The 25056-nt window shown below is 46.7% G+C and carries 20 protein-coding genes; 8 read left to right on the forward strand and 12 right to left on the reverse strand.

Annotated elements, in window-relative coordinates; translation table 11 throughout:
* Positions 1-125 precede the first annotated feature (125 nt).
* Together mrdA and QUB11_RS13780 are read right to left on the reverse strand one after the other, a co-directional pair.
* Positions 126-1952, reverse strand: a complete 1827-nt coding sequence (gene mrdA, locus QUB11_RS13775) for a penicillin-binding protein 2 (RefSeq protein ID WP_333203576.1) — start codon at positions 1950-1952, stop codon at positions 126-128.
* 21 nt (positions 1953-1973) lie between these two features.
* Positions 1974-2129, reverse strand: coding sequence for a hypothetical protein (locus QUB11_RS13780; RefSeq protein ID WP_333226053.1), 156 nt, complete (start codon positions 2127-2129; stop codon positions 1974-1976).
* A gap of 390 nt (positions 2130-2519) precedes the next feature.
* Here QUB11_RS13780 and QUB11_RS13785 point away from each other — a divergent pair, with 390 nt between their 5' ends.
* Together QUB11_RS13785 and cysE are read left to right on the forward strand one after the other, a co-directional pair.
* Positions 2520-3002: a hypothetical protein gene (locus tag QUB11_RS13785; protein ID WP_333203582.1), complete on the forward strand. Its 483-nt coding sequence runs from the start codon at positions 2520-2522 to the stop codon at positions 3000-3002.
* Between the two features lie 278 nt (positions 3003-3280).
* On the forward strand, positions 3281-4087 hold the full coding sequence (gene cysE / locus QUB11_RS13790) for a serine O-acetyltransferase (RefSeq protein WP_333203584.1): 807 nt from the start codon (positions 3281-3283) through the stop codon (positions 4085-4087).
* A gap of 185 nt (positions 4088-4272) precedes the next feature.
* On the opposite strand, the gene QUB11_RS13795 is transcribed toward cysE, so the two are convergent.
* Complete coding sequence (locus tag QUB11_RS13795; protein WP_333203586.1) at positions 4273-4854, reverse strand: Npun_F5749 family FMN-dependent PPOX-type flavoprotein; 582 nt, start codon at positions 4852-4854, stop codon at positions 4273-4275.
* Between the two features lie 172 nt (positions 4855-5026).
* On the opposite strand from QUB11_RS13795, the gene QUB11_RS13800 reads away from it, so the two are divergent.
* Together QUB11_RS13800 and QUB11_RS13805 are read left to right on the forward strand one after the other, a co-directional pair.
* Positions 5027-6145, forward strand: a complete 1119-nt coding sequence (locus QUB11_RS13800; RefSeq protein ID WP_333203588.1) for a tocopherol cyclase family protein — start codon at positions 5027-5029, stop codon at positions 6143-6145.
* Positions 6146-6383: 238 nt separating this feature from the next.
* Entirely contained in the window at positions 6384-6905 is a 522-nt protein-coding gene (locus tag QUB11_RS13805) for a plastocyanin/azurin family copper-binding protein (RefSeq protein ID WP_333203590.1), read from the forward strand.
* Between the two features lie 7 nt (positions 6906-6912).
* Here QUB11_RS13805 and QUB11_RS13810 read toward each other — a convergent pair whose 3' ends face one another.
* From QUB11_RS13810 to pflB, 6 genes are all read right to left on the reverse strand, one after another.
* Positions 6913-7818: a hypothetical protein gene (locus QUB11_RS13810; protein ID WP_333203592.1), complete on the reverse strand. Its 906-nt coding sequence runs from the start codon at positions 7816-7818 to the stop codon at positions 6913-6915.
* Positions 7819-8019: 201 nt separating this feature from the next.
* Complete coding sequence (locus tag QUB11_RS13815) at positions 8020-8337, reverse strand: hypothetical protein (protein WP_333203594.1); 318 nt, start codon at positions 8335-8337, stop codon at positions 8020-8022.
* Positions 8338-8470: 133 nt separating this feature from the next.
* Positions 8471-8764 carry an ATP-dependent Clp protease adapter ClpS gene (clpS, locus tag QUB11_RS13820; RefSeq protein WP_190743461.1) on the reverse strand — a complete coding sequence of 98 codons (294 nt, stop codon included), beginning with the start codon at positions 8762-8764 and terminating at the stop codon, positions 8471-8473.
* 227 nt (positions 8765-8991) lie between these two features.
* Positions 8992-11625, reverse strand: a complete 2634-nt coding sequence (adhE, locus tag QUB11_RS13825; protein WP_333203596.1) for a bifunctional acetaldehyde-CoA/alcohol dehydrogenase — start codon at positions 11623-11625, stop codon at positions 8992-8994.
* A 124-nt stretch (positions 11626-11749) separates the two neighbouring features.
* Complete coding sequence (gene pflA / locus QUB11_RS13830; RefSeq protein ID WP_333203598.1) at positions 11750-12490, reverse strand: pyruvate formate-lyase-activating protein; 741 nt, start codon at positions 12488-12490, stop codon at positions 11750-11752.
* Positions 12491-13018: 528 nt separating this feature from the next.
* Complete coding sequence (pflB, locus tag QUB11_RS13835) at positions 13019-15247, reverse strand: formate C-acetyltransferase (protein ID WP_333203600.1); 2229 nt, start codon at positions 15245-15247, stop codon at positions 13019-13021.
* A 428-nt stretch (positions 15248-15675) separates the two neighbouring features.
* On the opposite strand from pflB, the gene QUB11_RS13840 reads away from it, so the two are divergent.
* Positions 15676-18396, forward strand: a complete 2721-nt coding sequence (locus QUB11_RS13840; RefSeq protein ID WP_333390872.1) for a bifunctional acetate--CoA ligase family protein/GNAT family N-acetyltransferase — start codon at positions 15676-15678, stop codon at positions 18394-18396.
* Positions 18397-18766: 370 nt separating this feature from the next.
* Here QUB11_RS13840 and QUB11_RS13845 read toward each other — a convergent pair whose 3' ends face one another.
* Entirely contained in the window at positions 18767-19369 is a 603-nt protein-coding gene (locus tag QUB11_RS13845) for a superoxide dismutase (RefSeq protein ID WP_333286234.1), read from the reverse strand.
* 381 nt (positions 19370-19750) lie between these two features.
* On the opposite strand from QUB11_RS13845, the gene QUB11_RS13850 reads away from it, so the two are divergent.
* Positions 19751-20290, forward strand: a complete 540-nt coding sequence (locus QUB11_RS13850; RefSeq protein WP_333390876.1) for a phosphate-starvation-inducible PsiE family protein — start codon at positions 19751-19753, stop codon at positions 20288-20290.
* A 495-nt stretch (positions 20291-20785) separates the two neighbouring features.
* On the opposite strand, the gene QUB11_RS13855 is transcribed toward QUB11_RS13850, so the two are convergent.
* A complete protein-coding gene (locus QUB11_RS13855; RefSeq protein WP_333390879.1) occupies positions 20786-21337 on the reverse strand; it encodes a peroxiredoxin in 552 nt (183 codons plus the stop codon).
* A 119-nt stretch (positions 21338-21456) separates the two neighbouring features.
* Here QUB11_RS13855 and QUB11_RS13860 point away from each other — a divergent pair, with 119 nt between their 5' ends.
* The gene (locus QUB11_RS13860; protein WP_333390882.1) at positions 21457-22794 is read left to right on the forward strand and encodes a peptidylprolyl isomerase; all 1338 of its coding nucleotides are present in this window, start codon (positions 21457-21459) and stop codon (positions 22792-22794) included.
* A gap of 122 nt (positions 22795-22916) precedes the next feature.
* Here the strand turns inward: QUB11_RS13860 and QUB11_RS13865 are convergent, their stop codons facing one another.
* Positions 22917-23630, reverse strand: coding sequence for a tetratricopeptide repeat protein (locus QUB11_RS13865; protein WP_333203612.1), 714 nt, complete (start codon positions 23628-23630; stop codon positions 22917-22919).
* 526 nt (positions 23631-24156) lie between these two features.
* Here QUB11_RS13865 and QUB11_RS13870 point away from each other — a divergent pair.
* Complete coding sequence (locus QUB11_RS13870) at positions 24157-24873, forward strand: pentapeptide repeat-containing protein (protein WP_333203614.1); 717 nt, start codon at positions 24157-24159, stop codon at positions 24871-24873.
* The last annotated feature ends 183 nt before the right edge of the window (positions 24874-25056 follow it).

A 25056-nucleotide genomic window follows, 5' to 3' on the forward strand; every position in this document is an offset into this window, starting at 1 on the left:
AGTCAGTAGTCATTAGTCAGTAGTCATTAGTCAGAAGGAAGAAGAAAAACAAGACACTATGCCCAATTCCCCATTCCCAATAACTAAGGACTAAGGACTAATGACTACTGACTAAGGACTAAGGACTAAGGACTAATAACTACTGGCTGCTTCACCTTTTTCGGTTGCCCAAAATAAGCTTGAAATACCTCTTTGGCGATCGGGGCTGCGGCAACAGAACCATAACCGCCATTTTCCACAACCACGGCGATCGCAATTTCCGGCTTCTCAGCGGGCCCGAAAGCCACATACAAAGAGTGATCCTGCTGTCCGATGACCTCCGAAGTCCCTGTTTTGCCCGCTGTTAGTGGAATCGTACCGTCATTCAATCCCTGTCCCGTACCCTGGGCAACTACCGCGATCAGTCCTTCCTTAACCACCTGAACTGTTGAAGGTTTCATCCCCGTATGTACCCGTTGAGTCTCCGCTGTGCCGGTCATAGAAGTCAAAAGATGAGGCTTCACGCGATAGCCCCCATTAGCGATCGAACCCACCATCACCGCCCCCTCCAAAGGAGTCATCAACACCAACCCCTGCCCGATCGACATCGTTACCGTATCACCCGCATACCAAGGTTCTTTATATATTTTCTCCTTCTCGGCCGGCGTCGGGGCTTGACCGTGATCGCCGCCGCCTAGCCCCAAAAGATTCAAATCCGTCTCCTTGCCAATTCCCAGGCGGTGTCCCCACTTAGCAATTTGCTCCGGGCCCGTACTAATCCCCACTTGATAAAAAAACGTATTGCTGCTGAAAGCCAAAGCATCCCGAAAGCCGATGTCGCCGAAACCGCCACTGTGTTCGTTAAAATCAATTCCCCCCACAGTAATGTAAGACGAAGTACCCAGAATTGAGTCCGGCGAAAATTTGCCCGACTCCAGGCCCGCCACGGAAGTCACAATTTTAAAGGTGCTGCCGGGGGGATAGCCTTGCATGGCCCGATTCAAAAATGGATTTTCCGGGTCTTGAAGAGTTTTCCACTCATCCTTAGTGATTTTTCGCGTAAACAGATTGGGGTCAAAAGTCGGGTGGCTGGCCATAACTAATACCGCCCCGGTTTTGACATCCAGCGCCACTACTGCTCCCCGGCGCTGCCCCAAGGCTTTTTCGGCTGCTTTTTGCATGGACAAGTCTATGGTTAGCTGCACCGCCTCACCGGGTTTGGGCGGTGTCTCTCCCATCAGCCGCAATTCTTGATTTTGGGCATTTACCTCGATCAGCCGATCGCCCCAAACTCCGGCAATCTTCTGGTTAGAGCTCGCTTCTATGCCCATTTGACCGACAATCATCCCCATCGGATATTCGGGATGAGCTTCCAAGTCTGCTGCGGTAGCTTCGCCGATATATCCGATAACGTGAGCCGCCAAACTGCCTTCGGGATAGTAGCGGTTCGCTTCTGGCCGCACTTCCACTCCCCGCATTTGTCCCACCTCTTCTGCTAGTGGCACAAACACCTCTGGCGGCATTGCTTGCTTGAGCCGCACCGGTCTATAGGATTGAGGATCGACCTCTTTTATTTTTTTTAAAATTTCTTCGACAGGGATTTTAACCAGCGGACTCAACTTTTCTGCTGTCGCTTTCCACTGTTCCGGCGTTTGTTCTTTCGGCCACAAATATACCGATCGAGCTAAATTGTTTGCCGCTAGCAACTTGCCTTGGCGATCGATAATGTGTCCGCGATTCGCAGGCATGGGCACTAGGCGAACGCGATTGTTTTCGGCTCGTTCCCGGTGTTGCTTCCCTTGTATCAGTTGCAATTCCACCAGCCGACTAGCATGCAGGCCCAGCAAACCTGTTGCCACTAGCATTAACACGATCGCCCGATGTATCGGACGATCCTGTTTCTTAGGAGTTTCCCCCAGGGTTTTGTCAGAAGAGTGAAATGCTGAGATTGAATAAACTTGTCGTTGCATCATTCTATAGGTAGATGTCAAATCCTAGATTTTAGATTCTTGAATTGTCAATTGTGAAGTATACATCATCAAACCGGGGCCGATCGGGCCTTGACCCTTGGGGGAAGCGGAATGGATAATTAACTTTTGACTAATCATTAATAACTCATCACTCATGAATGCTGAGTGTTGGCTGCTCACTAATCCCCCAAGCACCAAGAAATAGCCAGAAAAATCAAGGCCAGGCTCAGCCAATTAGGGAGGTGGAGCCAGCCAGATAGACCTATAGGTAACAATACCAAGGCCTGTGTCAATAGGGAACCGATCGCCAACAGCAAGGCTAGAAGTATCAAATTTATCATCTTGACACCGTACAATTTCGGATATGAGTCGATCGCCTGTGGCAGAAATCCGAGTGGCACAAGCGAGCGCGATCTTACAGGGATTGTCCTGATAGACATAAGGAAGAGAAGCCAAGAGGTTTTGAACTAATTTAAAAAAAATTATTCTTCCTCCATAGTTTGTATTCGAGGGGCTGCGATGGGTAAATTCTGAGTTGTGATGTTAAGTTGTGACGCCCGGAGTATTGCCATGTTGTTTAATCAGGGAGCCAATTTCAAAAACTGTGCGCTCTTGGGTGCGATCGCCGCGATCGCAGCCCTACCAGTTTTAGCAGAAACAGCCAATTTCGGCACTTTAACTTTATCGCGAGGTTTTGCAGCCCCAACAGCAGTTTTGAGAGGTTCCACAGGCGGATCGTACTCTCTATCTGCCATAGCCAACGCTGATCGCCACAAAAACAAATGTTTGGGTTTTGCCACCCCAACTCCCGACCACATCATAGTCTTGCAACAAAACTTTTCAAAACTCACACTCCAGATCAACAGCGGAGGCAAGGACACGACCTTACTCGTACAAGGCCCCGGTAATGCGGTGCGCTGCGGAGACGATATAGGTCAGAATAAAGATGCTGGCATACTTGATTCAGACTGGCAAGCAGGCTCTTACAGGATTTGGGTAGGTACTCTCGAACCCGGAGTCAAGTCTAACTATACAATCTCAGTACAGGAATAGTCAGTAGTCAGTAGTCAGTAGTCAGTAGTCAGTAGTCAGTAGTTATTGGTTATTTGTTATTGGTTATTTGTTGTCAGTTCCAATGCCCCATGCCCCATGCCCCATGCCCAATTCCCAATGCCCCATGCCCAATTCCCAATTCCCCATGCCCCAATTTCCCCAATCTCCCACTCTCTTAATCTCCCACTACCCAATCTCCCGATCGACCGCTCACTTCCCCATCCAGTAAAATGTAAAATCGAAAGTGGCGTGTTTAACCAAAATAGGTAACTCCGAAAGTGCTAAAGACTCTTAGAGCTGACTTCAGTATAATTTTTGATCGCGACCCTGCCGCTCGCAACTGGCTGGAAGTTTTGTTTTGCTACCCCGGTCTTCAGGCCCTAGTGTTGCACCGCCTCGCACACTGGCTTTATGTGTTGGGACTTCCCTTCATCCCCCGCTTGATTTCCCACATTGCTCGTTTTTTGACCGGAATTGAAATCCACCCAGGGGCAACCATCGGCAAAAGCGTATTCATCGACCACGGTATGGGGGTTGTGATCGGCGAAACAGCGATTATCGGCGATTTTGCCCTAATTTACCAAGGTGTCACCCTTGGCGGTACGGGCAAACAAAGCGGCAAGCGTCACCCTACCGTCGGCGAAAACGTAGTTGTCGGTGCCGGCGCCAAGGTACTCGGCAATCTGCAAATTGGCAATAACGTCCGCATCGGCGCCGGTTCCGTCGTGCTCCGCGACGTACCATCTGACTGTACAGTGGTAGGGATTCCCGGCCGCATCGTCTATCGATCGGGAGTGCGCGTCAATCCCCTAGAACACGGCAGTTTGCCGGATTCGGAAGCTGTGGTAATTCGCTCTTTGCTCGATCGTATCGAATCCCTCGAACAGCAAGTAAAAAGTTTGGTTCCTCAACCATCTGTCTCCTTAACTTCTGATCCCACTTCCCACAATTTCCACTCAGTATCAGAAGCTTTAAACCAAGCCAGCAATGTAGCCTTAGCCGAAAAAACACAGCTAGTTACAACCCCTAGCTGCAAGTTAAAAGATAAAGCAATTCAAGAATTTTTAGACGGCAGCGGCATCTAAAATTTGAATTGGCCAAACAGGGAATTGGCCAAACAGGGAATTGGCAATTGGGCCTGGAAGGTTATTGGTAACAAATAACCAATAACCAATAATCACTGACTAATGACTACCCAGATTTATCAGTGGAGTCGCTTTCTTCAATCTAAAATCTAAAATCTAAAATCTAAAATCGGTTGACTTCTTTTTCAAGGATTAACCGATCGCACAGACCAATTTCCCTCCCCGTCGCGCCGATAAAGCGATCGGTTTTGCGGTTCCCCCCGCAACTCCAACATATCCACCGTTTCCGGTTCCAGCAACAGCAAGCAAAAATTAGGCAGCGGCTCGATCGCATCTGGGGAAGCAGAATCAAAAGCACTAGCCTCGGCTTTGTCATCCCCCGGATGAGGCCAAGCAAACTGCGCTCTAGCCGCCTCAGAAAGCTCCTGCCAAGTTGTGCGGCGCGATGAGCACAACTGGGCCTCTGGATCATCTGCCCCTACCAAAACTAGCTTTCCCGCAATCCGAAATTGTTCGCGAGTTTTCGGGAAATACCAGCAAATTTCCCCCCAAGGATAGAGGTTAATCTCCTCTGCCTTTTGACTGCGAATATCTGTAATAAACTTTAACTGATTAGTATCGGCTAAAAAGCCTCGAAACACCACAGTGCGGTTAGCCGGACGCCCGGTGGCCCGAACAGTTGCTAGCTGCAAGTAACGGGCAAAAGCAAGACTGCGGTTGCGGTGGAGGGCACGAGCTAAGGGCGATCGCCAAAGTGCTAAAGACATAATTAATAACCTATCATATTAGTCATTAGTCATGAGGCATGGGCCAAACAGGGCATTGGGCATTGTTAACCGTTGACTGTTGACTGTTAACTGTTAACCGTTAACTAATGACTAATGACTAATGACTACTGACTAATGACTACTGACTCTTCTTTCTGCTATTGGTAATTCTATGTCAAATTCACTCTCAAAACTCAAAACTATTGAAACTCCCCACAGCGGATACCACTGGGACGGCAGTTCCCGCCGCTTTTTTGAAGGCTGGTACTACCGAATAACATTACCGATTCACGGACAATCCTTTGCATTCATGTATTCCATCGAAGACCCCAGAGGCGGTCAACCTTACAGTGGCGGTGCAGCTCAAATTCTCGGCCCGAAAGATAGCTATTTGTGTCGCACCTTTCCAGATGTAAATAAGTTTTGGGCGCACCGAGAAAGCTTAGGTTTCGGACATTGGGGCAAAACAGATTTACAAATTAAACCCCAATATTTAGAGCCGCAAGTATTCGACAGCAGCGTCGAAGAAGGCTATCAAGCTACTGCTACTTTAAATCAAGGTTATCTGCACGAGCCAGGAAGCGGCAGCCACTGTTTTTGGCAGTACGAAATTAAACCTATTTATGGCTGGGGAAACTCTGATGAAATCCAGAAATCTACGGCGGGAATAGTATCTTTTCTACCCATATTTGAGCCTGGATGGCAAATTTTAATGGCTCACGGTTTAGCCACGGGCTGGATTGATTGGAATGGCGAACGCTACGAATTTAAAGATGCTCCCGCTTACAGCGAAAAAAACTGGGGCGGTGCTTTTCCCCAAAAGTGGTTTTGGATTAATTGCAATTGTTTTCAAGGCGAAAAGGATTTAGCTTTAACTGCGGGCGGCGGCAAGCGGGGCGTGCTGTGGTGGATGGAATCGGTAGCAATGATTTGTCTGCATTACCGAGGCAAGTTTTACGAATTTGTGCCTTGGAATTCGCAAGTTAGTTGGACTATTCAACCTTGGGGAAGCTGGAAAATGCAGGCTAGAAACAGTCAGTTTGAAGTAGAGTTGATTGGCACTACAAACAGTCCTGGTACTTATGTGCGAACTCCTACCGAAAAAGGCATGGCTTTTTGCTGCCGGGATACGACGCACGGTGAATTGCGCTTGCAACTGCGAGAGTTGTTGGGGGGAAATGTGGAAAAAAATGGCAAGCAGCATTCTAGAATTATCTTAGAGGCTCAAAGCTCTTTATCGGGTTTGGAAGTAGGGGGCGGGCCTTGGGATGAAGTTTGGCGATCGAATTAAGTCAGTAGTCATTAGTCAGTAGTCAGTAGTCAGTAGTCAGTAGTCAGTAGTCATTAGTCATTAGTCATTAGTCATTAGTCAGTTAATATAGCAATCCTAAATGATTCAGATAAATTTGTAGGGGTAGTGCCTTTCTTTGCCTACCCCCTATCTATCGAACAACCGGGCGTGGGATTGCCCCTACAACAATTATGCAAATGATTTAGGATTGCTATAGTTAACAGTAGTCAGAACCGCCATGATCAATTTACTCGGTTGGCAATTAGGCAAATTCTACCGCAGCCAGCGGTTACAAAAAACTTTCAAGGTTATTTTGGGAGTAATTTTATGTTTGAGCACAATCTTGATGCCGGCGGCAATTGCTAGTGCTGTCGGTGATTTGTCTCGGCAACCTGTCACCGAAATTACTGTTAGTTTAGGTAACGAAGCTGGGGAACTCAAATTTTTTCCCAATCTGCTAGAATTTGAATCGGGCAAGCGCTATAAATTAGTGCTAAAAAATCCCAGTTCGCAGAAACATTATTTCACTGCTAAAAACTTTGCTGATGCGAGTTGGACTCAAAAAGTTGAAGCTGGTAAAGTGGAAATTAAAGGAAGTATTCACGAACTGGAACTTAAACCGGGTGCTATGGCAGAATGGGTGTTTGTGCCGATGAAATCGGGAACCTACAACCTGCGCTGTACGGTAGCCGGACATACGGAAGCGGGGATGATTGGCAAAATTACGTTAGCGAAGCCCTCGAAGAGGATCGCCTCTTAAATCCCAGTTAATACATTAACAGATTGACTAATTTTTGTGTAATCGGAAAACCAGTCTGACGCTCAAAGTGTATAAACATCGGACTAGGATTTGCCTCTAAAAATACATACTCACCCGTTGGCTTGACACGCCAATCAATAGCAGTCCAATCTAGCATAAATGCCTTTGATATTGCTAAGCATTGTTTTTTAACTGATTCTGGCAAATCTATCGGAATTAGCTCTGCCTCTAAATCTTCCCGAAAATCCAAAGCTTGACTACGAATTTCTGCAGAATAGACTGATTCACCAATGACATAACTGCGAATGTTTGTCCCAGGAATATACTCTTGTATTGTGATTGGTGAAATACTCAAAGCCAAGCCCAGCCGATTAGGTTCTAAATGCGCCTCTGTCATCAACTTGGTATGAGCGCCGCCATAAACGGGCTTAAAAATTGCTTTTTCATGAGGTTCGACAAATTCCCTAACTTGCTCTGGATTGTTACTGATTAAAGTTGCAGGAATTGTCACTCCTATTTGCTTAGCTTTGCTCAGTTGTAGGGGTTTTTCTTTATGAAACTGGTATGCCTGCCAGGAATTAATCCAGCGAGCCGGACAAGCTTGCATTAGCGATCGCACTGTACTCATGGAATCGTTCAATGCAACTTGCTGTTGATTTGCATCTTTTAAAGGTGCAACGCCAACACCGGAAAAATTGCGCCAAAATACACTGTGAATATCTTGAAAATTCAACTGGCGACCTCCGGGTAGCGTCAAACACCCTACCAGGGTATCAGGTTGCCAAGACAGACGTAACTGTCTGGGAAACAGATAGGTATCTAAGTAATCTACTTCTGCACCGGCTTGGGTGAGAGCATCTTTTATATGAGCAGCATGAGCATCTGAATCATTACCCAGAATTAAAATGTTCATGGGAAATTTGAAAATTAAAAATGTGCTAAAATCAACTACAAATATTAAAAGTCGCATCACTTTTTTTGAGAGTGTTGCAACTTTTTATATATTGAGAAAAAAGCCTCGAATGAGGGTGAATGTTGGAAAGTCTTATTACAGAAAAAATCGGAATAGTTCAGGAATTAGGCAGAATCTCTATCATTGTCTGCACGAATGAGATTACCAATCAAGAGGGCCTCCACCGCCTTCAAACCAAGCTTTTGTGTAATATCCTCCACCCTCTTCACCTAGAGCCAGAGTGGTCAGCGGAGGGTCAATGGGAATAGGCTGGGGAGGAAATGCTCCTCCTCCTCCTTCACTTCCCGGACAGGGAGCTGAGATACACTGTATCCCACCACCACCTTCTTCACCTATGGCTAGAGTGGTAGCCATTAATCCACCTCCGATGCGGGTGGCCTGTTCATCAGTTAGCGTCTCTTCAAAATCCAAATCAATTGCTTCCAGATCAGCAATATCTAGATCAAAAGGATGATTCATAAAATTGTCCTACTTGAGTAACAGATTAGGTGTATTGACACATAATCTAAATCAAGAGGATGAAGTGATGTTGCCATTTTGGCAAGTTTCAAAGTAAGTATTGTAAGTGATTATAACTGGCAGTTAAAAAATGTTAAGCTGACTCTAGCGGAGCCATTGTCAGTCCTGCACGGCTCAATTGCATATGATAAAGTTCTGCTTGCTCTTGCGGGCCAACCCAGACAGTGGCCTGGCCTTCGTGGTGGATTTGGTTGGCGAGTTTCCAAGCTTGATCGCTCGTCATCCCTGGAATGTATTTGGTCAAACATTCCACAACGTGCTGAAATGTGTTGAAATCGTCGTTGAGGACTATTACCCGATAGTTGGGATAAGGTTTGCGGGTAACTTGACTCGATCGAACGGGTGCTATGGTTGGTGAAGAGGTCATCGCGCGAACAGCCACTGAAACTACAAGATTTGTAAAATAGTTACCTCTAAAATTGTAACACTATTTCAAAATTTTTCAACCCCTACTTGGTATTTTGATCCGCTTCGGGGTTTATTTGCACCACCGGGCCCGGCGTTAGATTTCTCCAGAAATTGTGGGGAGTAGGGGTTAGGCATCCTACCCCCCATTGACAGGCTTTTGAGGAGAAATCTCTTGCACCGCGCCGATTAAACTACAGTTAACACTCGATCGACCTCAGAAGTGTCGCCGCTGTGAGAGTACGCTTGCACCAGAAGTTGCTTTAAATCTTCAATCAGCGGATAACGGGGGTTCGCTCCGGTACACTGATCGTCAAAAGCATGATCGGCCATTTCCTCAACGCGAGCAAAAAAGAAATCATCACTCATTCCCTGACTGGCGATCGCCTCCTGAATCGTGCTAGGAAGCTCTACCTCACGCTTGAGAGCTTCCACCGCTTCGATCAACTTCTCAACTTTCTCATCTTCTGTATCGCCGCCCAAATTCAGATAGTCCGCAATTCGAGCATAACGCCACTTGCTGTTAGGATACTTGTTTTGAGAAAAAATCGCTTGTTTGAACGGAACATCCGTTGCATTGTAGCGAATTACATGGGAAATCATCAGCGCATTCGCTAAACCGTGAGGGACGTGGCAAGTTGCACCTAATTGGTGAGCTACTGAGTGACAAACCCCCAGAAAAGAGTTGGCAAATGCCATCCCGGCCATCGTAGCAGCATAATGTACTTTCTCCCGCGCTTTCGGATCGTTAGCACCATTTTTGTAAGCGCTGGGCAGGTATTTAAACAGCAAACGAATCGATTCTAAAGCCAAACCATTTGTATACTCAGAAGCCAACACAGAAACATAAGCTTCTAAAGCGTGGGTTAGCGCATCAATGCCACCGTAAGCAGTCAGTTTCCGGGGCATATTCAGCGTAAGTTCTGGATCGACGATCGCCATACTCGGAGTCAGAGCATAATCTGCAAGCGGATACTTAATCCCCGATCGTTCATCCGTAACAACCGCAAAAGGCGTGACTTCCGAACCCGTTCCCGAAGTAGTTGGAATTGCCACCATAATTGCCTTTGAACCCAAAGGCGGCAGTTCGTATACCCGCTTGCGGATATCCATAAACCGCATCGCCAATCCTTCAAACTCAATTTCTGGATGCTCGTACATCAGCCACATTACTTTAGCAGCATCCATCGGCGAGCCACCACCAAAGGCAATAATCGCATCTGGATGGAAACTATTGCAGATTTCTAAACCTTTGCGAACAGTAGCCAGCGAAGGATCGGGTTCCACATCGTAAAATGTGTAGTGATCGATGCCGATTTCTTCCAAACTATCTGTGACTTCCTTAGTCAATCCCAATTCAAACAAAGGTTTATCCGTGACGATCAAAGCACGTTTCTTACCTGCAAGATCCCTCAAAGCTACAGGAAGACAACCCGACTTAAAATAAATCTTGGGAGGAATGCGGAACCAGAGCATATTCTCGCGCCGTTCTGCTACGGTTTTGATATTGAGCAGGTGATGGGGTGTCACGTTGACAGAAATCGAATTATCGCCCCAGCTACCGCAACCGAGGGTAAGGGAGGGATCGAGGCGGAAATTGTACAAATCGCCGATCGCACCTTGAGAAGAAGGCGTATTAATCAGCACCCGCGAAGTCTCTAGTTTGCTTTCAAAATAACGAATGTGCTTCTGATTGTGCGGAGCCGTGTAGAGTACAGAAGTATGTCCGTGTCCGCCAAAAATTATCAGCGCTTCAGCTTTGTCTACTGCTTCAGTAAAGTCCTTGGCGCGGTACATGGCGAGAATCGGCGAAAGTTTTTCACAAGCAAAGGGTTCTTCTTTACCAACCGCCTCCACTTCTCCAATCAAAACCCTGATGTTTGACGGCACTACAAAACCAGCAATCTGCGCCACCTTTTGCACCGATTGTCCGACTATTTCGGCATTCAATCGACCATCAATTAAGATTACCTGGCGCACTTTGTCCCGTTCTTCAGCATTCAGGAAATAAGCACCGCGCTTGATAAATTCCAGTTGCACGGCATCGTACACCTCATCCACAACAACTACCGATTGTTCCGAAGCACAAATCGTGCCGTTGTCGAAAGTTTTGCTGAGCAAAATTGAGCTGACAGCCATTTGGATGTGAGCGGTTTCATCGATGATGGCGGGAGTATTTCCAGCGCCGACACCGAGGGAGGGATGTCCTGAAGAGTAGGCAGCTTTTACCATTCCCGGCCCGCCAGTTGCCAAAATTAGTTTGATATCGGGGTGCTGCATCAAAGCTTGGGAAAGTGGCACAGTTGGCTCATCAATCCACCCAATAATATCCGGTGGTGCGCCGGCTGCTACAGCAGCATCGAGGAGGATTTTTGCCGCCGCAGCCGTGCAGGATTTGGCGCGGGGATGGGGCGAAAATATAATGCCATTTCTCGTCTTGAGCACGATTAATGACTTAAAGATGGTGGTGGAAGTCGGGTTAGTTACAGGAACGATTCCCGCTAGCAATCCCACGGGCTCGGCAATGCGTTCGTAGCCAAAATGCCGATCGGACTCGATGATACCGCAAGTCTTGTCGTTTTTATATTTGTTGTAAATCATTTCCGAGGCAAAATGATTTTTGATTGCCTTATCTTCGATGACTCCCATTCCCGATTCTTTGACTGCTGCTTTGGCTAAGGGAATGCGGGCGGCATTAGCGGCTAAAGCTGCTTGCTTGAATATGCGATCGACCTGTTCTTGAGTGTAGGTGGCAAATTCAGCTTGGGCTGCTTTCACTTTTTGAATTAGGACTTCTAATTCTTCTAAATTGGTAACTTTCATGTGATTTTTCGTGATGTGGATTTCGGAAAAATTATTGCCTCAATCTTTGATTGGTAGGGAACCTGCAGATCGACGCAGATAATTTCAAGATTGTGGGTGACTTGTGAACGTGGCCTTTTAATTATTATATACCGCTAGCTCCGATCGCATTTAGCCCGCGACTGCGAAAAATATCAACAGTTTGTTGCACGAGTTCCGGTGAAGCTGGAGGTGTATCCTTGAGTTCGTAATCCAATTTTAATTGTTCCCATTTGTATTCTCCCATTTTATGAAATGGTAATACTTCTACTTTTTCCACATTGTTCAGATTGGCAATAAACTCCGCTAATTTTTCTACGTTTTCGATGTGATCGGTGAGGTGAGGAACTAGAACGAAGCGAATCCACGTCGGTTTGCCAATTTCGCTGAGATATTTGGCCATTGCTAAAGTAGGCTCGATGGAAACATTGGTGACTTTGTAATAGAGTTCGGGAATGTAGGATTTGATGTCCAACAAAACCAGATCGGTCATTTCCAGAACCGGTTTAGCAACGTCTAAAACACAGAAGCCTGATGTGTCCAGCGCTGTATGCAAACCCATTTGATGACAGCGGGTAAAGATTTCTTTGACAAAATCCGGCTGCATCAACGGTTCGCCGCCGCTGACGGTAACGCCTCCTTTCCGTAGGTAGGATTTACATTTTGTAATTTGCTCGATTAAATAATCGACGGTTACTTCTTTACCATCGTGGGAATTGCGACAGTCGGGATTGTGACAGTACAGACAGCGTAACGGACAGCCTTGGGTGAAGACGATAAACCGGATTCCGGGGCCGTCTACGGTACCAAAAGTTTCGATTGAGTGAATGCGTCCAATTCCAGACATTGATTTTGCTGTTTGTTGGTGATGTTTCGAGATTAGGAATGGGGGAATCTCGGTGTTAACTTAAGCCTGGAAACTTGCGGATTTTTCGTTGGGTTGCTGAGGCTCGATCCCCCTAAATCCCCCTTAAGAAGGGGAGTAGGGGTTGGCTTTGAGAAGTGGACGGTTCCCCTTGAATCCCCAGATAGTCGGGGGAATTCAAGAATACTCTTGTTCCCCCCTTCTTAAGGGGGGTTAGGGGGGATCTGACCTCATGGTTCAACAGCGAAACTAGAAGAAAAAAGACTTATGCAGAACCAATTATGTAGGCGCTTCTTGAGTCCCCCTCTGCTCGGACTTCGTTTGACAAGGAGCGGTTTCAACGAGATCATCTCAATGAAAGCCGCCCTCCGCTAGAAATTCGAGTTAGGAGTCAGGAGTCAGGAGCCAGGAGAAAAGAGGAAGAAGGAAGAAGGAAGAAGGAAGGAGCCAGAAGAAGTGTTTTTACAAATATGAGATGCTCCCGGTTTCAACCGCCGATTCCAATGGAATTTACACGCGTTCGTGGAATGTGCGTTTAATCACATCTAATTGCTGTTCGCGGGTAAGTTTGATGAAATTAACCGCATAACCGGAGACGCGAATTGTTAGCTGGGGATAGTTTTCTGGATGTTCCATCGCATCTAGTAATGTTTGCCGATCGAGCGCGTTAACATTGATGTGATGGCCGCCATCGTGGAAGTAACCGTCTAACAGACCAACTAGGTTATTAGTCCGATCGCTCTCCATTCTGCCCAAGGCCTGCGGTACAATCGAAAAAGTATTCGATATGCCATCTTGACAATCACTGTAAGGCAGTTTCGCTACAGAAGATAAGGATGCGATCGCCCCACAGGAATCTCGGCCGTGCATCGGGTTAGCGCCAGGAGCAAAGGGTTCGCCTGCTTTACGTCCGTCGGGAGTGCTACCAGTTTTTTTGCCGTAAACTACGTTAGAGGTAATTGTGAGTACCGATTGAGTCGCTACAGCGCCGCGGTAGGTTTTGTGCTGGCGAATTTCGTTCATGAAGCTTTGCACAAGTTCGATCGCCACACTGTCTACGCGATCGTCATTATTGCCGTATTTTGGATATTCTCCTTCGATCGAGTAATCTACTGCCAAACCTTGCTCGTTGCGAAGCACCTTAACTTTAGCGTGTTTAATCGCCGACAGGGAATCTGCCACCACCGACAATCCGGCAATTCCGCAGGCCATTGTCCGGTAAACATCGCGATCGTGCAATGCCATTTCCAGCCGTTCGTAGCAGTATTTGTCGTGCATATAGTGAATGACATTCAACGTATTGATATACGTTTTTGCCAACCACGCCATCATGTCGTGGAACCGCGCTCTTACCTCGTCATAATCGAGATATTCGGTAGTAATCGGTGGGAACTGGGGCGCGATTTGGTCGCCGGACTTCTCATCTTTACCGCCGTTAATCGCATAGAGCAAAGTCTTAGCTAAGTTAACTCGCGCGCCGAAAAACTGCATTTGCTTGCCAATTCGCATGGCGGAAACACAACAGGCGATCGCGTAATCATCGCCGTATTGAGGACGCATCAAGTCGTCGTTTTCGTACTGAATAGAACTTGTGTCGCTGGATACCTTCGCACAGAATTCTTTGAAGTTTTCCGGCAAGTTTTCCGACCACAAAACGGTGAGATTTGGTTCGGGTGCAGTACCGAGGTTTGACAGGGTGTGCAAGAATCGGAAACTGTTACGAGTTACCAATGTTCTACCGTCATCGCTGATACCGCCGATCGCCTCTGTTACCCAAGTTGGATCGCCAGAAAACAGAGCGTTATAGTCGGGAGTCCGCAAAAACCGCACCATGCGGAGTTTCATTACAAAATGGTCGATCAGTTCTTGCAATTCCACTTCGGAACTCGCGCCACTTTGTAAATCGCGCTCGAAATAAATGTCTAAAAACGTCGATACGCGGCCGAGAGACATCGCTGCCCCGTTTTGTTCTTTCACTGCTCCCAAGTAGCCAAAATACAGCCACTGGACAGCTTCTCGTGCGTTTGCTGCCGGACGGCTAATATCAAAGCCGTAGCTAGCCGCCATTTCTTTTAACTCAAACAATGCCCGAATTTGCTCGGATAACTCTTCGCGCAAGCGAATTGTTGCCTCGTCCATCGTGTCTAGTTCGAGTGATTCTTGCTGTGTTTTTTTATCCTCAATTAGGCGATCGACACCGTACAAAGCAACGCGCCGATAGTCACCAATTATCCGCCCGCGTCCATAGGCATCTGGCAAACCTGTGATGATACCAGAACGTCTTGCCAGACGCATCGAGCGCGTGTAAACATCGAATACACCATCGTTATGAGTTTTGCGATATTTCGTAAATATTTCTTCTGTTTGCCGATCGAGCTGATAGCCGTAAGCTTCTAAACCTGCCTTGACAACGCGAATCCCGCCCAAGGGCATAATCGCGCGTTTCAAAGGTCGATCGGTTTGCAAACCTACTATTTGTTCTAAGTCGCGATCGATGTATCCTGCTGCATGAGCCGTGATGGATGTGGGAACTTTTGTATCAACATCCAATACACCTTTTTCGCGCTCTTGCTTCATTAATTCCAGAACTTTTTGCCAAAGCTGCTGGGTTTTTTCGGTTGGTGCTGTGAGAAATTCTGCATTCCCTTCGTAGGGGGTGTAATTCTTTTGGATGAAGTCTCTGACGTTGACTTCGTTTGTCCAGTTGCCTTCAGTAAAGCCGTGCCATTCTGCAAACATAGCTTGCTTTCACCTCAATTTTTTATTAGCGATCGATCTTTTCTGCTTCGACCACTACATCTAGTATATATTTAATCTCACTATTTTAAAGATCCTGTTCGCTATTTGTTACAAAAGTTGACTTGCTAATTCGGGGGGAAGAATTAAGATAGATAGTAGGCAGAGCATCCTCGTGAATTGTTGAGGAAGCTCTGACCAAAGGGGTTCCCGAACTAACACTTAGACAACCCAAATGTTGTTTAAGGGCGGGCGTGTCGGAAACGGGCAATGAGATTTTTTTTTTCAGGAACCGCGAACACCCGAAGAAGATGAAGAAAAAGCAGAAAAAAAGCAGAAAAAGAGTTCGGATTTGATTCGGTGATTGTTATCGAAAGCAGAGCAATATTAATTGCTGATTAATTGAAGTAGGTACTATGCAGATAAATTCAATGAATCAAAGCACTGCGAGCGATCGGGCTCACGATATTTGGAAAGAACAGCGTCATCCGCTCGATCGGATTTTTCGGCCTCGCTCCGTGGCTGTAATCGGCGCAACAGAGAGAGAAGGAAGCGTCGGACGAACTCTCCTGTGGAACTTGATTCGGAATCCGTTTGGCGGAACAGTTTTTCCAGTGAATCCGCAGCGCCACAGCGTCTTGGGACTCAAGTCTTATCCTGACATTGCTAGCGTCCCGGAAGTAGTGGATCTGGCGGTGATTGCTACGCCTGCTGCTGGGGTGCCACAAGTGATCCGCGAATGTATCGCTGCTGGGGTGAAAGGGGCAATTATTGTTTCTGCTGGGTTTAAAGAGATTGGTGCGGCTGGGGAGGCTTTAGAACAGCAAGTTATGGCCGAGGCGCGTCTGGGCGGAATGCGGATTATCGGCCCAAATTGCCTCGGCGTAATGAATCCTGTGCTTGGGCTCAATGCTACTTTTGCAGGTACGATCGCCCGTCCGGGTAATGTCGCCTTCATCAGTCAAAGCGGCGCCCTCTGTACTTCGATTCTCGACTGGAGTTTGGGGGAAAATGTCGGTTTTAGCGCCTTTGTATCGATCGGCTCTATGCTCGATGTCGGTTGGGGCGATCTGATCGAGTATTTCGGGGACGATCCCCATACCCACAGTATCGTTTTGTACATGGAATCTATGGGTGATGCTCGTTCGTTCCTGTCCGCCGCCCGCCCAGTGGCGATCGACAAACCGATCATCATTCTCAAGGTAGGACGTACCGCTGCCGCCGCCCAAGCCGCCGCTTCCCATACGGGGGCTTTGACCGGTAGCGATGACGTGCTTAACGCTGCTTTCCGCCGCTGTGGCGCGTTGCGCGTACATACGATTTCCGATTTGTTCGACATGGCAGAAATTCTGGCCAAGCAACCGCGACCGCAGGGCAACCGCCTATCGATCGTCACCAATGCAGGAGGCCCAGGGGCGATCGCCACTGATGCCTTAATTAGCGACGGCGGTGCCCTGGCAGATTTGGCACCGGAGACGCTGCAGCGGCTTGATGAGTTTTTGCCACCTCAGTGGAGTCATCACAACCCGATCGATATTTTGGGCGATGCTAGTAGCGATCTTTACGCCAAAACTCTAGAAGTTGTCGCTCCCGATCCCAATAGTGACGGATTGCTGGTCATCCTGACGCCACAAGCGATGACAAATCCCACCCAAACCGCAGAAAAACTCAAGTCTTACAGCCAACTCGGAAAGCCCTTATTAGCAAGCTGGATGGGCGGTGTGGAAGTGTCAGCGGGAACGCAAATTCTCAATCAGGCAAATATTCCGACTTTTCCCTATCCCGATACCGCCGTCAGGTTATTCAACTATATGTGGCGGTACACATACAACCTGCGCGCTATCTACGAAACGCCTTCTCTCCCCGCTGAGTGCGAAATCGAGACTTCCGGGTGTGCGACTGCTGCGAAGATTTTGACTGCCGCGGGCCAAAACAATCGCACTCTATTAACCGAGTACGAATCAAAACAGTTGCTAGCAGCTTACGGCATTCCCACCGTAGCGACAGAAATTGCAGCAAGTGCGGCCGAAGCTGTGGAAATTGCCGATCGCCTGGGTTATCCAGTGGTGCTAAAACTGCATTCTGAGACGATTACTCACAAAACCGATGTGGGGGGCGTAAAACTAAATTTAGGCGATGCTAACGCTGTAATTAGTGCCTTTGAGGCGATCGCCCAGCGGGTACGGGCGATTGATCCTGCAGCGTTTCTCGGCGTGACAGTGCAGCCGATGGTGCATTTGGAAGGCTATGAACTAATTTTGGGTAGCAGTATTGACCCACAATTTGGGCCGGTGATGCTGTTTGGTTCCGGCGGACAATTAGTGGAAGTCTTTCAAGATCGCTCGCTCGCACTTCCGCCTTTAAATACTACCCTAGCGCGCCGGATGATGGAGCAAACGCGCATCTATAAAGCTTTGCAAGGAGTGCGCGGTCGATCGGCAATTGACCTGGTACAACTCGAACAGTTATTAGTTCGTTTTAGTCAACTGATTGTAGAGCAACCTCAAATTGCCGAGATTGATATTAATCCACTGTTGGTTTCTCCTGAAGGTGCGATCGCTCTTGATGCCCGCGTTGTTCTGCAAACAACGGAAAACCCCATTTCACCCGCGATTCGCCCCTATCCTACGCAATACGTTCAAACCTGGTCAACGGAGGGCGATCGTCCCATCACCATCCGTCCGATTCGTCCTGAAGATGAGCCACTGATGGTGCTCTTCCACGAAGAACTTTCGGAAGAGAGCGTGTATTTGCGCTACGCTCACATGGTAAAGTTAAAGCACCGCATCGCTCACGAACGTTTGACCCGGATTTGTTTTATTGACTACGATCGGGAAATGGTGTTAGTAGCCGATCGTCAAGACCCGGAAACCTCAGAACACCGGATTTTGGGAGTAGCGCGTCTGAGCAAACTCCACGGCACAAACCAAGCCGAATTTGCGCTGATCGTTAGCGATAGCTATCAGCAGCGCGGTTTGGGAACAGAATTATTGAGGCGGATGCTGCAAATTGGTCAGGAAGAGAAATTAGAGGCGATCGTTGGCTACATTCTCAATAGCAACTACCAGATGCAGAGCCTCTGTAAAAAACTCGGATTTGAACTCCACCCAGACCGAGACGAAGGAATGTTGAAAGCTGTTTTTGTCTGCTAAGCTGTGGAGCATTTAAACCACTAACGAGGCTTGTATGGTGCGTCAGGAGTGAACACTTACGCGCTTATGCGGGAAACACTTCTGTACGCTCCGCACCCTACAATCGTCTTTTAAATGCCGAACAGCTTAATAGCAAGTTTGGTTAAACTGATATCTTGCACCATTCTCAATTAGCCGTAGGGGCGGGTTCGCCAACAGCCTTAAAGCTTGCAAATAGGTTCTATAAACCCGCCCGACCCCACGAAAAATCCTCTTATTGATATTGCTGCAAGATGTCAGGTTAAATAATTCTCATTCATCACAACTAAAGTCCTCACTACAAACTTTATCGGTTGGTAGTGAGGACTTTAGTCCTCAAACTTAGATGCTACTAAGCCGCAGCCAAATTTGCTGCTGCAAACTCCCAGTTAGCCAAATTATCCAAGAAATTAGTAATGTAGTCGGGACGGCGGTTTTGGAAATCCAAATAATAAGCGTGTTCCCACACATCCAAAGTCAGCAACGGAGTTTGGCCGTGTGCTACGGGGGTGTCAGCGTTAGCAGTTTTGGTAACTTTCAAAGTGCCGTTGTCCAAAACCAGCCAAGCCCAGCCACTACCGAACTGAGTTGTCGCAGCAGTCTTGAATTCTTCTTTGAATTTGTCGAAGCTGCCGAAGTCGGCGTTGATTTTCTCAGCTAAAGCTCCTGTCGGAGTGCCACCGCCGCCCGGTGCGAGGGAATTCCAGAAAAAATTGTGGTTCCAAACTTGACCTGCATTGTTGAAAATGCCGGCTTTGGATGGGTCTTTAGCAGATTCCTTGACAATTTCTTCAAGGGATTTGCTCGCCATTTCAGTTCCTTCAATCAGTTTATTCAGATTGGTCACGTAAGCAGCGTGGTGCTTGTCGTGGTGGAACGAAAACGTGTTGGCCGACATATGACCTGACTCTAGGGCGTCAGCGGCGAAGGGTAATGGTGCAAGTTCAAATGCCATTGTGTTCAATCCTCTCTGGATTACTTTTGGTTTTTGGGCTAACTTTCCGGCTTTTGTATGATTAAAGCCGAGAGTCGCTAGCTTGAGTTTATCAAGCTGTGGTAAATAATTCTTTACAATTTTCATATTTTATAGCAGTTGGGGCATTTCAGCATTCAGACTTGTATTTTTTAGATATCAAAGCTACTTATTACAGGCTTCACATAGCATAAACTCTCACTAAATGTCAAGCCACCTGGGTGGCAAATAAAAGTGTGTGTGAAATTGTCAACCAATCGAAATTTTATGAGACTGATAAAGAGATTAAACCTGTAAATTCTCAAAGATTAACCTAAGTTCAATTAAGCTGTAAGAAAGTCAAACAAGTTGCAGGAGCTGTCAATGGAAAAGCGTTTAAACAACTCGTCCAGTCACCCCCCTCAATGGTTGAATCTGCAATTAATCGTCACCGCTCTGGAAACAATCCAAGACTTAATTGTAATTTCCCTATGTATTGGCTTGTTTTGTTTCATGGTGCTAGAACTGCGAGAAATGTTCTTCTCGCTGCTACCTCCTTTGAATTTTCAGGAAGTCACGGCAGATATTTTGTTTCTATTAGTTTTAGTGGAATTATTTCGGTTGCTAATTATTTACTTGCAAGAAAAAAGAGTTTCGATAGGTGTGGCTGTGGAAGTTTGTATAGTATCTGTTTTGCGAGAAGTTATCGTGCGGGGAGTGCTGGAAACTCCCTGGGTTCAAATATTATCAACAGGCGCATTTTTGCTGGTTTTGGGAATGTTGTTGGTAGTCCGAGTTTGGTTGCCGCCAACCTTCGAGGGAATTGACCCGGAACGTCGCATGGCTAGCAGAAATAGAAAATTTTCAGAGCCTGAATCTTCTGTCGAGCCTCTTGCAGTCAATAGCAAGTTTAATTCTCACTGAGTATGGCAGCACAGGCGATTTTAGAGAGAGCATCTCAATGAAAGCCGCCCTCCGCTAGAAATTCGAGTTAGGAGTCAGGAGTCAGGAGCCAAGAGAAAAGAGGAAGAAGGAAGAAGGAAGAAGGAAGGAGCCAGAAGAAGTGTTTTTACAAATATGAGATGCTCCCATTTTAGATTTTAGATTTACTCTGATATTGCTTGTCACGTTACCAGCCATCATTTCCCGTAAAACTGAGATGTTGCACCCTTGTCAAGAACGGGCTCTCCAGCCCGTTCCACAAAGAGTAGATTTTCTCGTGGGGAGTAGGGGTTGGGCAGGAGAACCCACCCAAAAAATGATTATTGAGAATGGTGCAAGATGTGAGGTCAAATCAACCTGATAACGTTTGTAGTGAGGGCTAAAATCCTCTGTATTTTCAGAGGATTTTAGTCCTCACTACAAATACAAGCTTCATCAGCCATTCCCAATTATTAAAATCTAAAATCTAAAATGGTATTACCCGTTAGCCTGCAATTCCTGCAACCGGGCAAACACTTCTTTAGAATGAATCGCCGGATTAATCTTCACAAAAGTTTCGCGCAAAATTCCTTCAGGGTCAATAATAAAACTGTGTCGCGCCGAGATAAAACTCATCCAAGAACCGTAAGCTTTACTCACTTTACCATCCGTATCAGCTAACAGCGGAAATTTTAAACCTTCGGAATCGCAAAATTCCGCGTGGGAGTTGACATCATCAGCGCTAATACCGATAATTTGAGTATTCTTTGCCAAGTATTTCGGCAAGTCTTGCTGAAATCGACGCGCTTCGATCGTACATCCCGAGGTAAAGTCTTTCGGATAAAAATAGACTACCAGCCACTTACCGCGAAAATCCGACAGCGACACTTGTCCGTCGCCGCTATTTGTCGGCAAACTAAAATCCGGTGCGGCTTCATTCACCTGCGGAAGCTTGCCGCCGAGGGCAAATGCAGGTGCGGCAAAATTGAAACTTAGAAAAGCTAGACAAATTGCCAATAAAGTGGTAAAAAACTTGCGACGGGGCATCATAAATTTAGAAGTAGAACTGTACTTAACACAAGTTAACAGTTTTCTGATTAAATGGGTAAGGGCAATTCGCGGATTGCTTCTAAAACCCAAAGATCACTCACTCAAATAGCAATTTACCCATGAGCGCTGCACTCCCGTTAACAGGCAAAGCTATAGTAGTCCAAATAATTAACGGTCAACCCGTTACGATCGAAGTAGACGGCACTAATGCCCCGATTACTGGGGGAAATTTTGTCGATTTGGTTGAACGTGGCATTTACGACGGGGTGATGTTTCACCGAGTTGTGCGCCAGCCAGATCCTTTTGTGGTGCAAGGAGGCGATCCGCGCAGCAGAGATACTACAATTCCAGCCAGTCAATTGGGAACGGGTAATTTTATTGACCCGGATACCAATCAGGGGCGTTTTATTCCTTTGGAAATTAAGCCACAAGGGGCCGCGCAACCTGTTTACAACCAAGTTGTAACCCAGACGCCGCAGTTGCCGCACACTCGCGGGGCTGTGGCAATGGCTCGTTCTAATGCTTTGAATTCGGCTTCTTCGCAGTTTTATTTTGCTTTGGATGATTTGCCATTTTTGGATGGTAATTATGCTGTTTTTGGCAACGTTATTCAAGGTTTTGAAACGGTGAATGCGGTGCAGCAGGGCGATCGCATTTCGACGGCAAAAGTCGTTCAAGGAATCGTTCCCAGTCGGGTTTCTAGCATAGTTAGCGATGTTAATGCGCTTAACGCTTTAATCAATAGTACCAATTTCGTAAATCTATCTTTGCGAGCGCTCAGACTGTCAGACACTACCAATAACTATCAAGTCACTTCCCAAGACTCTCAGCAAAATCCCAGCGGTGTAGTGGGAGGTAGCGGCAACAATGCGATCCTCGGTTCACCCACAGATGATGCAATTAATGGCAGCCAAGGCAACGATACTATCACGGGCGAAGCGGGTGACGACTTTCTTAGAGGCGGCAAAGGTAACGACTCCATTAGCGGAGGTGTTGGCGACGATATTATCAACGGAAATCTCGGCGACGATATTATCAATGCCGATGCTGGTAACGACTTTTTGCGAGGCGGCAGAGGAAACGATGTTTTAATCGGCGGCGATGGTAACGATGTTTTAATCGGCGATACTGGCAGCGATACTCTCACTGGTGGTGGCGGGGCAGATACGTTTGTTCTGGTTACGGGTGAAAATCTGGAGTTGGATGGGACGAGCGATATAATTCTTGATTTTAGGCCGGGAGATGGCGATCGTATTGGCTTAACCAGCCCTTTATCCAACACCTCATTCACCCAATCAGGCAGCAACACACTCATTCAATTTGGAGGAGTGACTTTGGCTGTCGTTCAAAATGCCACCCCCGCAGCAGTTCAAAATGCTGCTTTTGCAATTAACTTTTCTACTGCTTTCCTTGTCGATAACTTGCCCCCCGGAGACGCCGCCTTGAGAGTTGGCTAACTTTAACCAGACTGACGCCATAATTATAGGTGTAGGGTGCTCTTCGGTGCACCTTACCTGATTATCAATTCCCAATTCCCAATTCCCAATTTTCAATTCCCAATTCCCAATTCCCAATTCAACTAATACCATAGCTGGCTAATTTTAGAAACCGCATCTTGATAAGAATCCATTCTCCCCTGCAGCTTAAAAAGCCCTGCCGCCTTCTGAAAATCCTCAAATGCTCCATGAACCTCTCTCAATTTATATCTAGTCACTCCTCGGTTAAAGTAAGCTTTAGCAAAATCGCTATCCAGGCGAATTGCTGACTCAAAATCAGCTAGTGCTGCCAGGGAATTCTCCATTTTCAGGCGGATAGCACCTCGGTCAAAGTAATAGTGAGCTACATTAGGGTTGAGCAGCAGTGCCGAGTTATAATCCGCGATCGCCGCAGTATAATCTTTTAAACGAGTCAGCATAAACCCCCGATTGCTGTAATACTTGGCTCGGTAAGGATTGAGTTCGATGGCTGTAGTTAAATCTTCGATCGCCGATTGCTTGTAGCCTAATTTGTAGCGGGCCACACCGCGATCGTTGTAAGCTGACGCGAATTGCGGATTAATGTTAATTGTGGCAGTAAAATTTTTAATAGCGCCGTGCAAGTCTTGTTGTTCGAGATTTTTTAAACCCTGAGTGTAAAACTTTTTGGTACTAACTTTTAAATTTGTCTCTTGTCGGGATTCAGCTTGCTCCCCCGGAAATACTTTGCCTGCAATATTAGTGAATCCCAAAGATTCGATCGAATTGAAAATAGTTGTGACAACTAATTGGCTTGGGAGAAGGGGGATAGTAGGCATGGGAGAAGTGGTGTTCAACTGTATGCTGTCATTTTCCTCGATACTTCAGCTACTGACAGTGATATCCGTAGTCTCAGGAACGTGATAAGTTTGATGAGATTTGGTGATGCTGGGGCTTGACTTGTGTGATGAAAGTTCGGCTTAGTTAGTGATGCCGATCGCAATTGTGAAAAAATGCGCCTACAACCCTTTACCTATAAGCTTTTTAGGCTAGAGGAGCGGTTTCTTTCTTCCCATATTGAGCAGTTCCTACCGGGATTGTTTGCAGGTATGCCCCTGGGGGAGCGATCGCAACTGCTCGCAGCAAGTATTACTTTGTAGCGATATTCGATCGGGATTTGTCCATCGAACACGGCCATCTTAAACCCGGTTTTTACTCACGCCCAGAGCACCATTCTCGCTTAACAGGCTTTCCGGCCTGTTCCACAAATTACTAATATTTTTGAGTAATATTGCTGAGGAAAGTTGCCGATTATTTGCTATGCTTTGATTAGACATCAATAATTTATGGCACAAATTAGTGTCAATGAAAAAAGTTATGAGGTTGAAAACTTTCTTCGCTGCATTGTTGGCGATCGTCCTGTTCACTCTCTACTTAACTCCTCCTGTTATGGCCGCGAATGCGGAGGATGTGAGTCACCTATTAAAGGATAATTGGTGCGTCAGTTTTTTGTGGAAGCAATGCGATTTGAGCGCTGTAGATTTGCGGGGCGCTAATCTCCAAGAAGCCAATTTGAGCGGCGCTAATTTGAGCGGCGCTAATTTGTCCGGTGCTAACTTAAAAAATGCTGACCTTTCTGGCGCAGACCTCAGTGGCGCTAATTTAGCAAATGCTGATATTCTAGGCACGGATCTCAGTCGAGCCAATTTGACAGAAGCTAATTTCAACGGCACGAAGTTGTGGGATGCGAATCTGACTTTGGCCAATCTGAGTCGCGCCAATTTACAGGATGCTAATGTCTTAGATTCTCGACTTTGGGGAAGCAATCTTACCCAAGCTAATTTAACGGATGCGACGCTGCACGGTGCTGACTTGCAATATGCTAATTTGGCAGACACTAATTTAACAGGTGCTGACTTGCACAGCTTCTTTTTCCGAGGTTCCAAACAAGTCACAAATTTGAGCAATGCTAATTTAGAAGGCGCTATTTTAATGGGAGCAAATCTCAGAGGTGCGGTGCTGGCAGGGGCAATAATGCCGGACGGGTCTATTAATGAAGAAAGTGGCTTTAATTTACAGTAGAGTAAAATTAAAGTCTGCTTGAATAATTTCAACAACAGGCTTTCGGGCCGATTTCGCAGTCAATGAATTATCTGGTGTAGCTGCGCCCGTTGCCAAAAACTTGTTGAGGATGCTGTCAATCGATTTTAGATTTTAGATTTTAGATTTTAGATTGAAGCCTTGACCCCACGGATAAATTCGGCG

Source organism: Microcoleus sp. B6-A1 (assembly GCF_036705085.1).
Lineage (GTDB): Bacteria > Cyanobacteriota > Cyanobacteriia > Cyanobacteriales > Microcoleaceae > Microcoleus.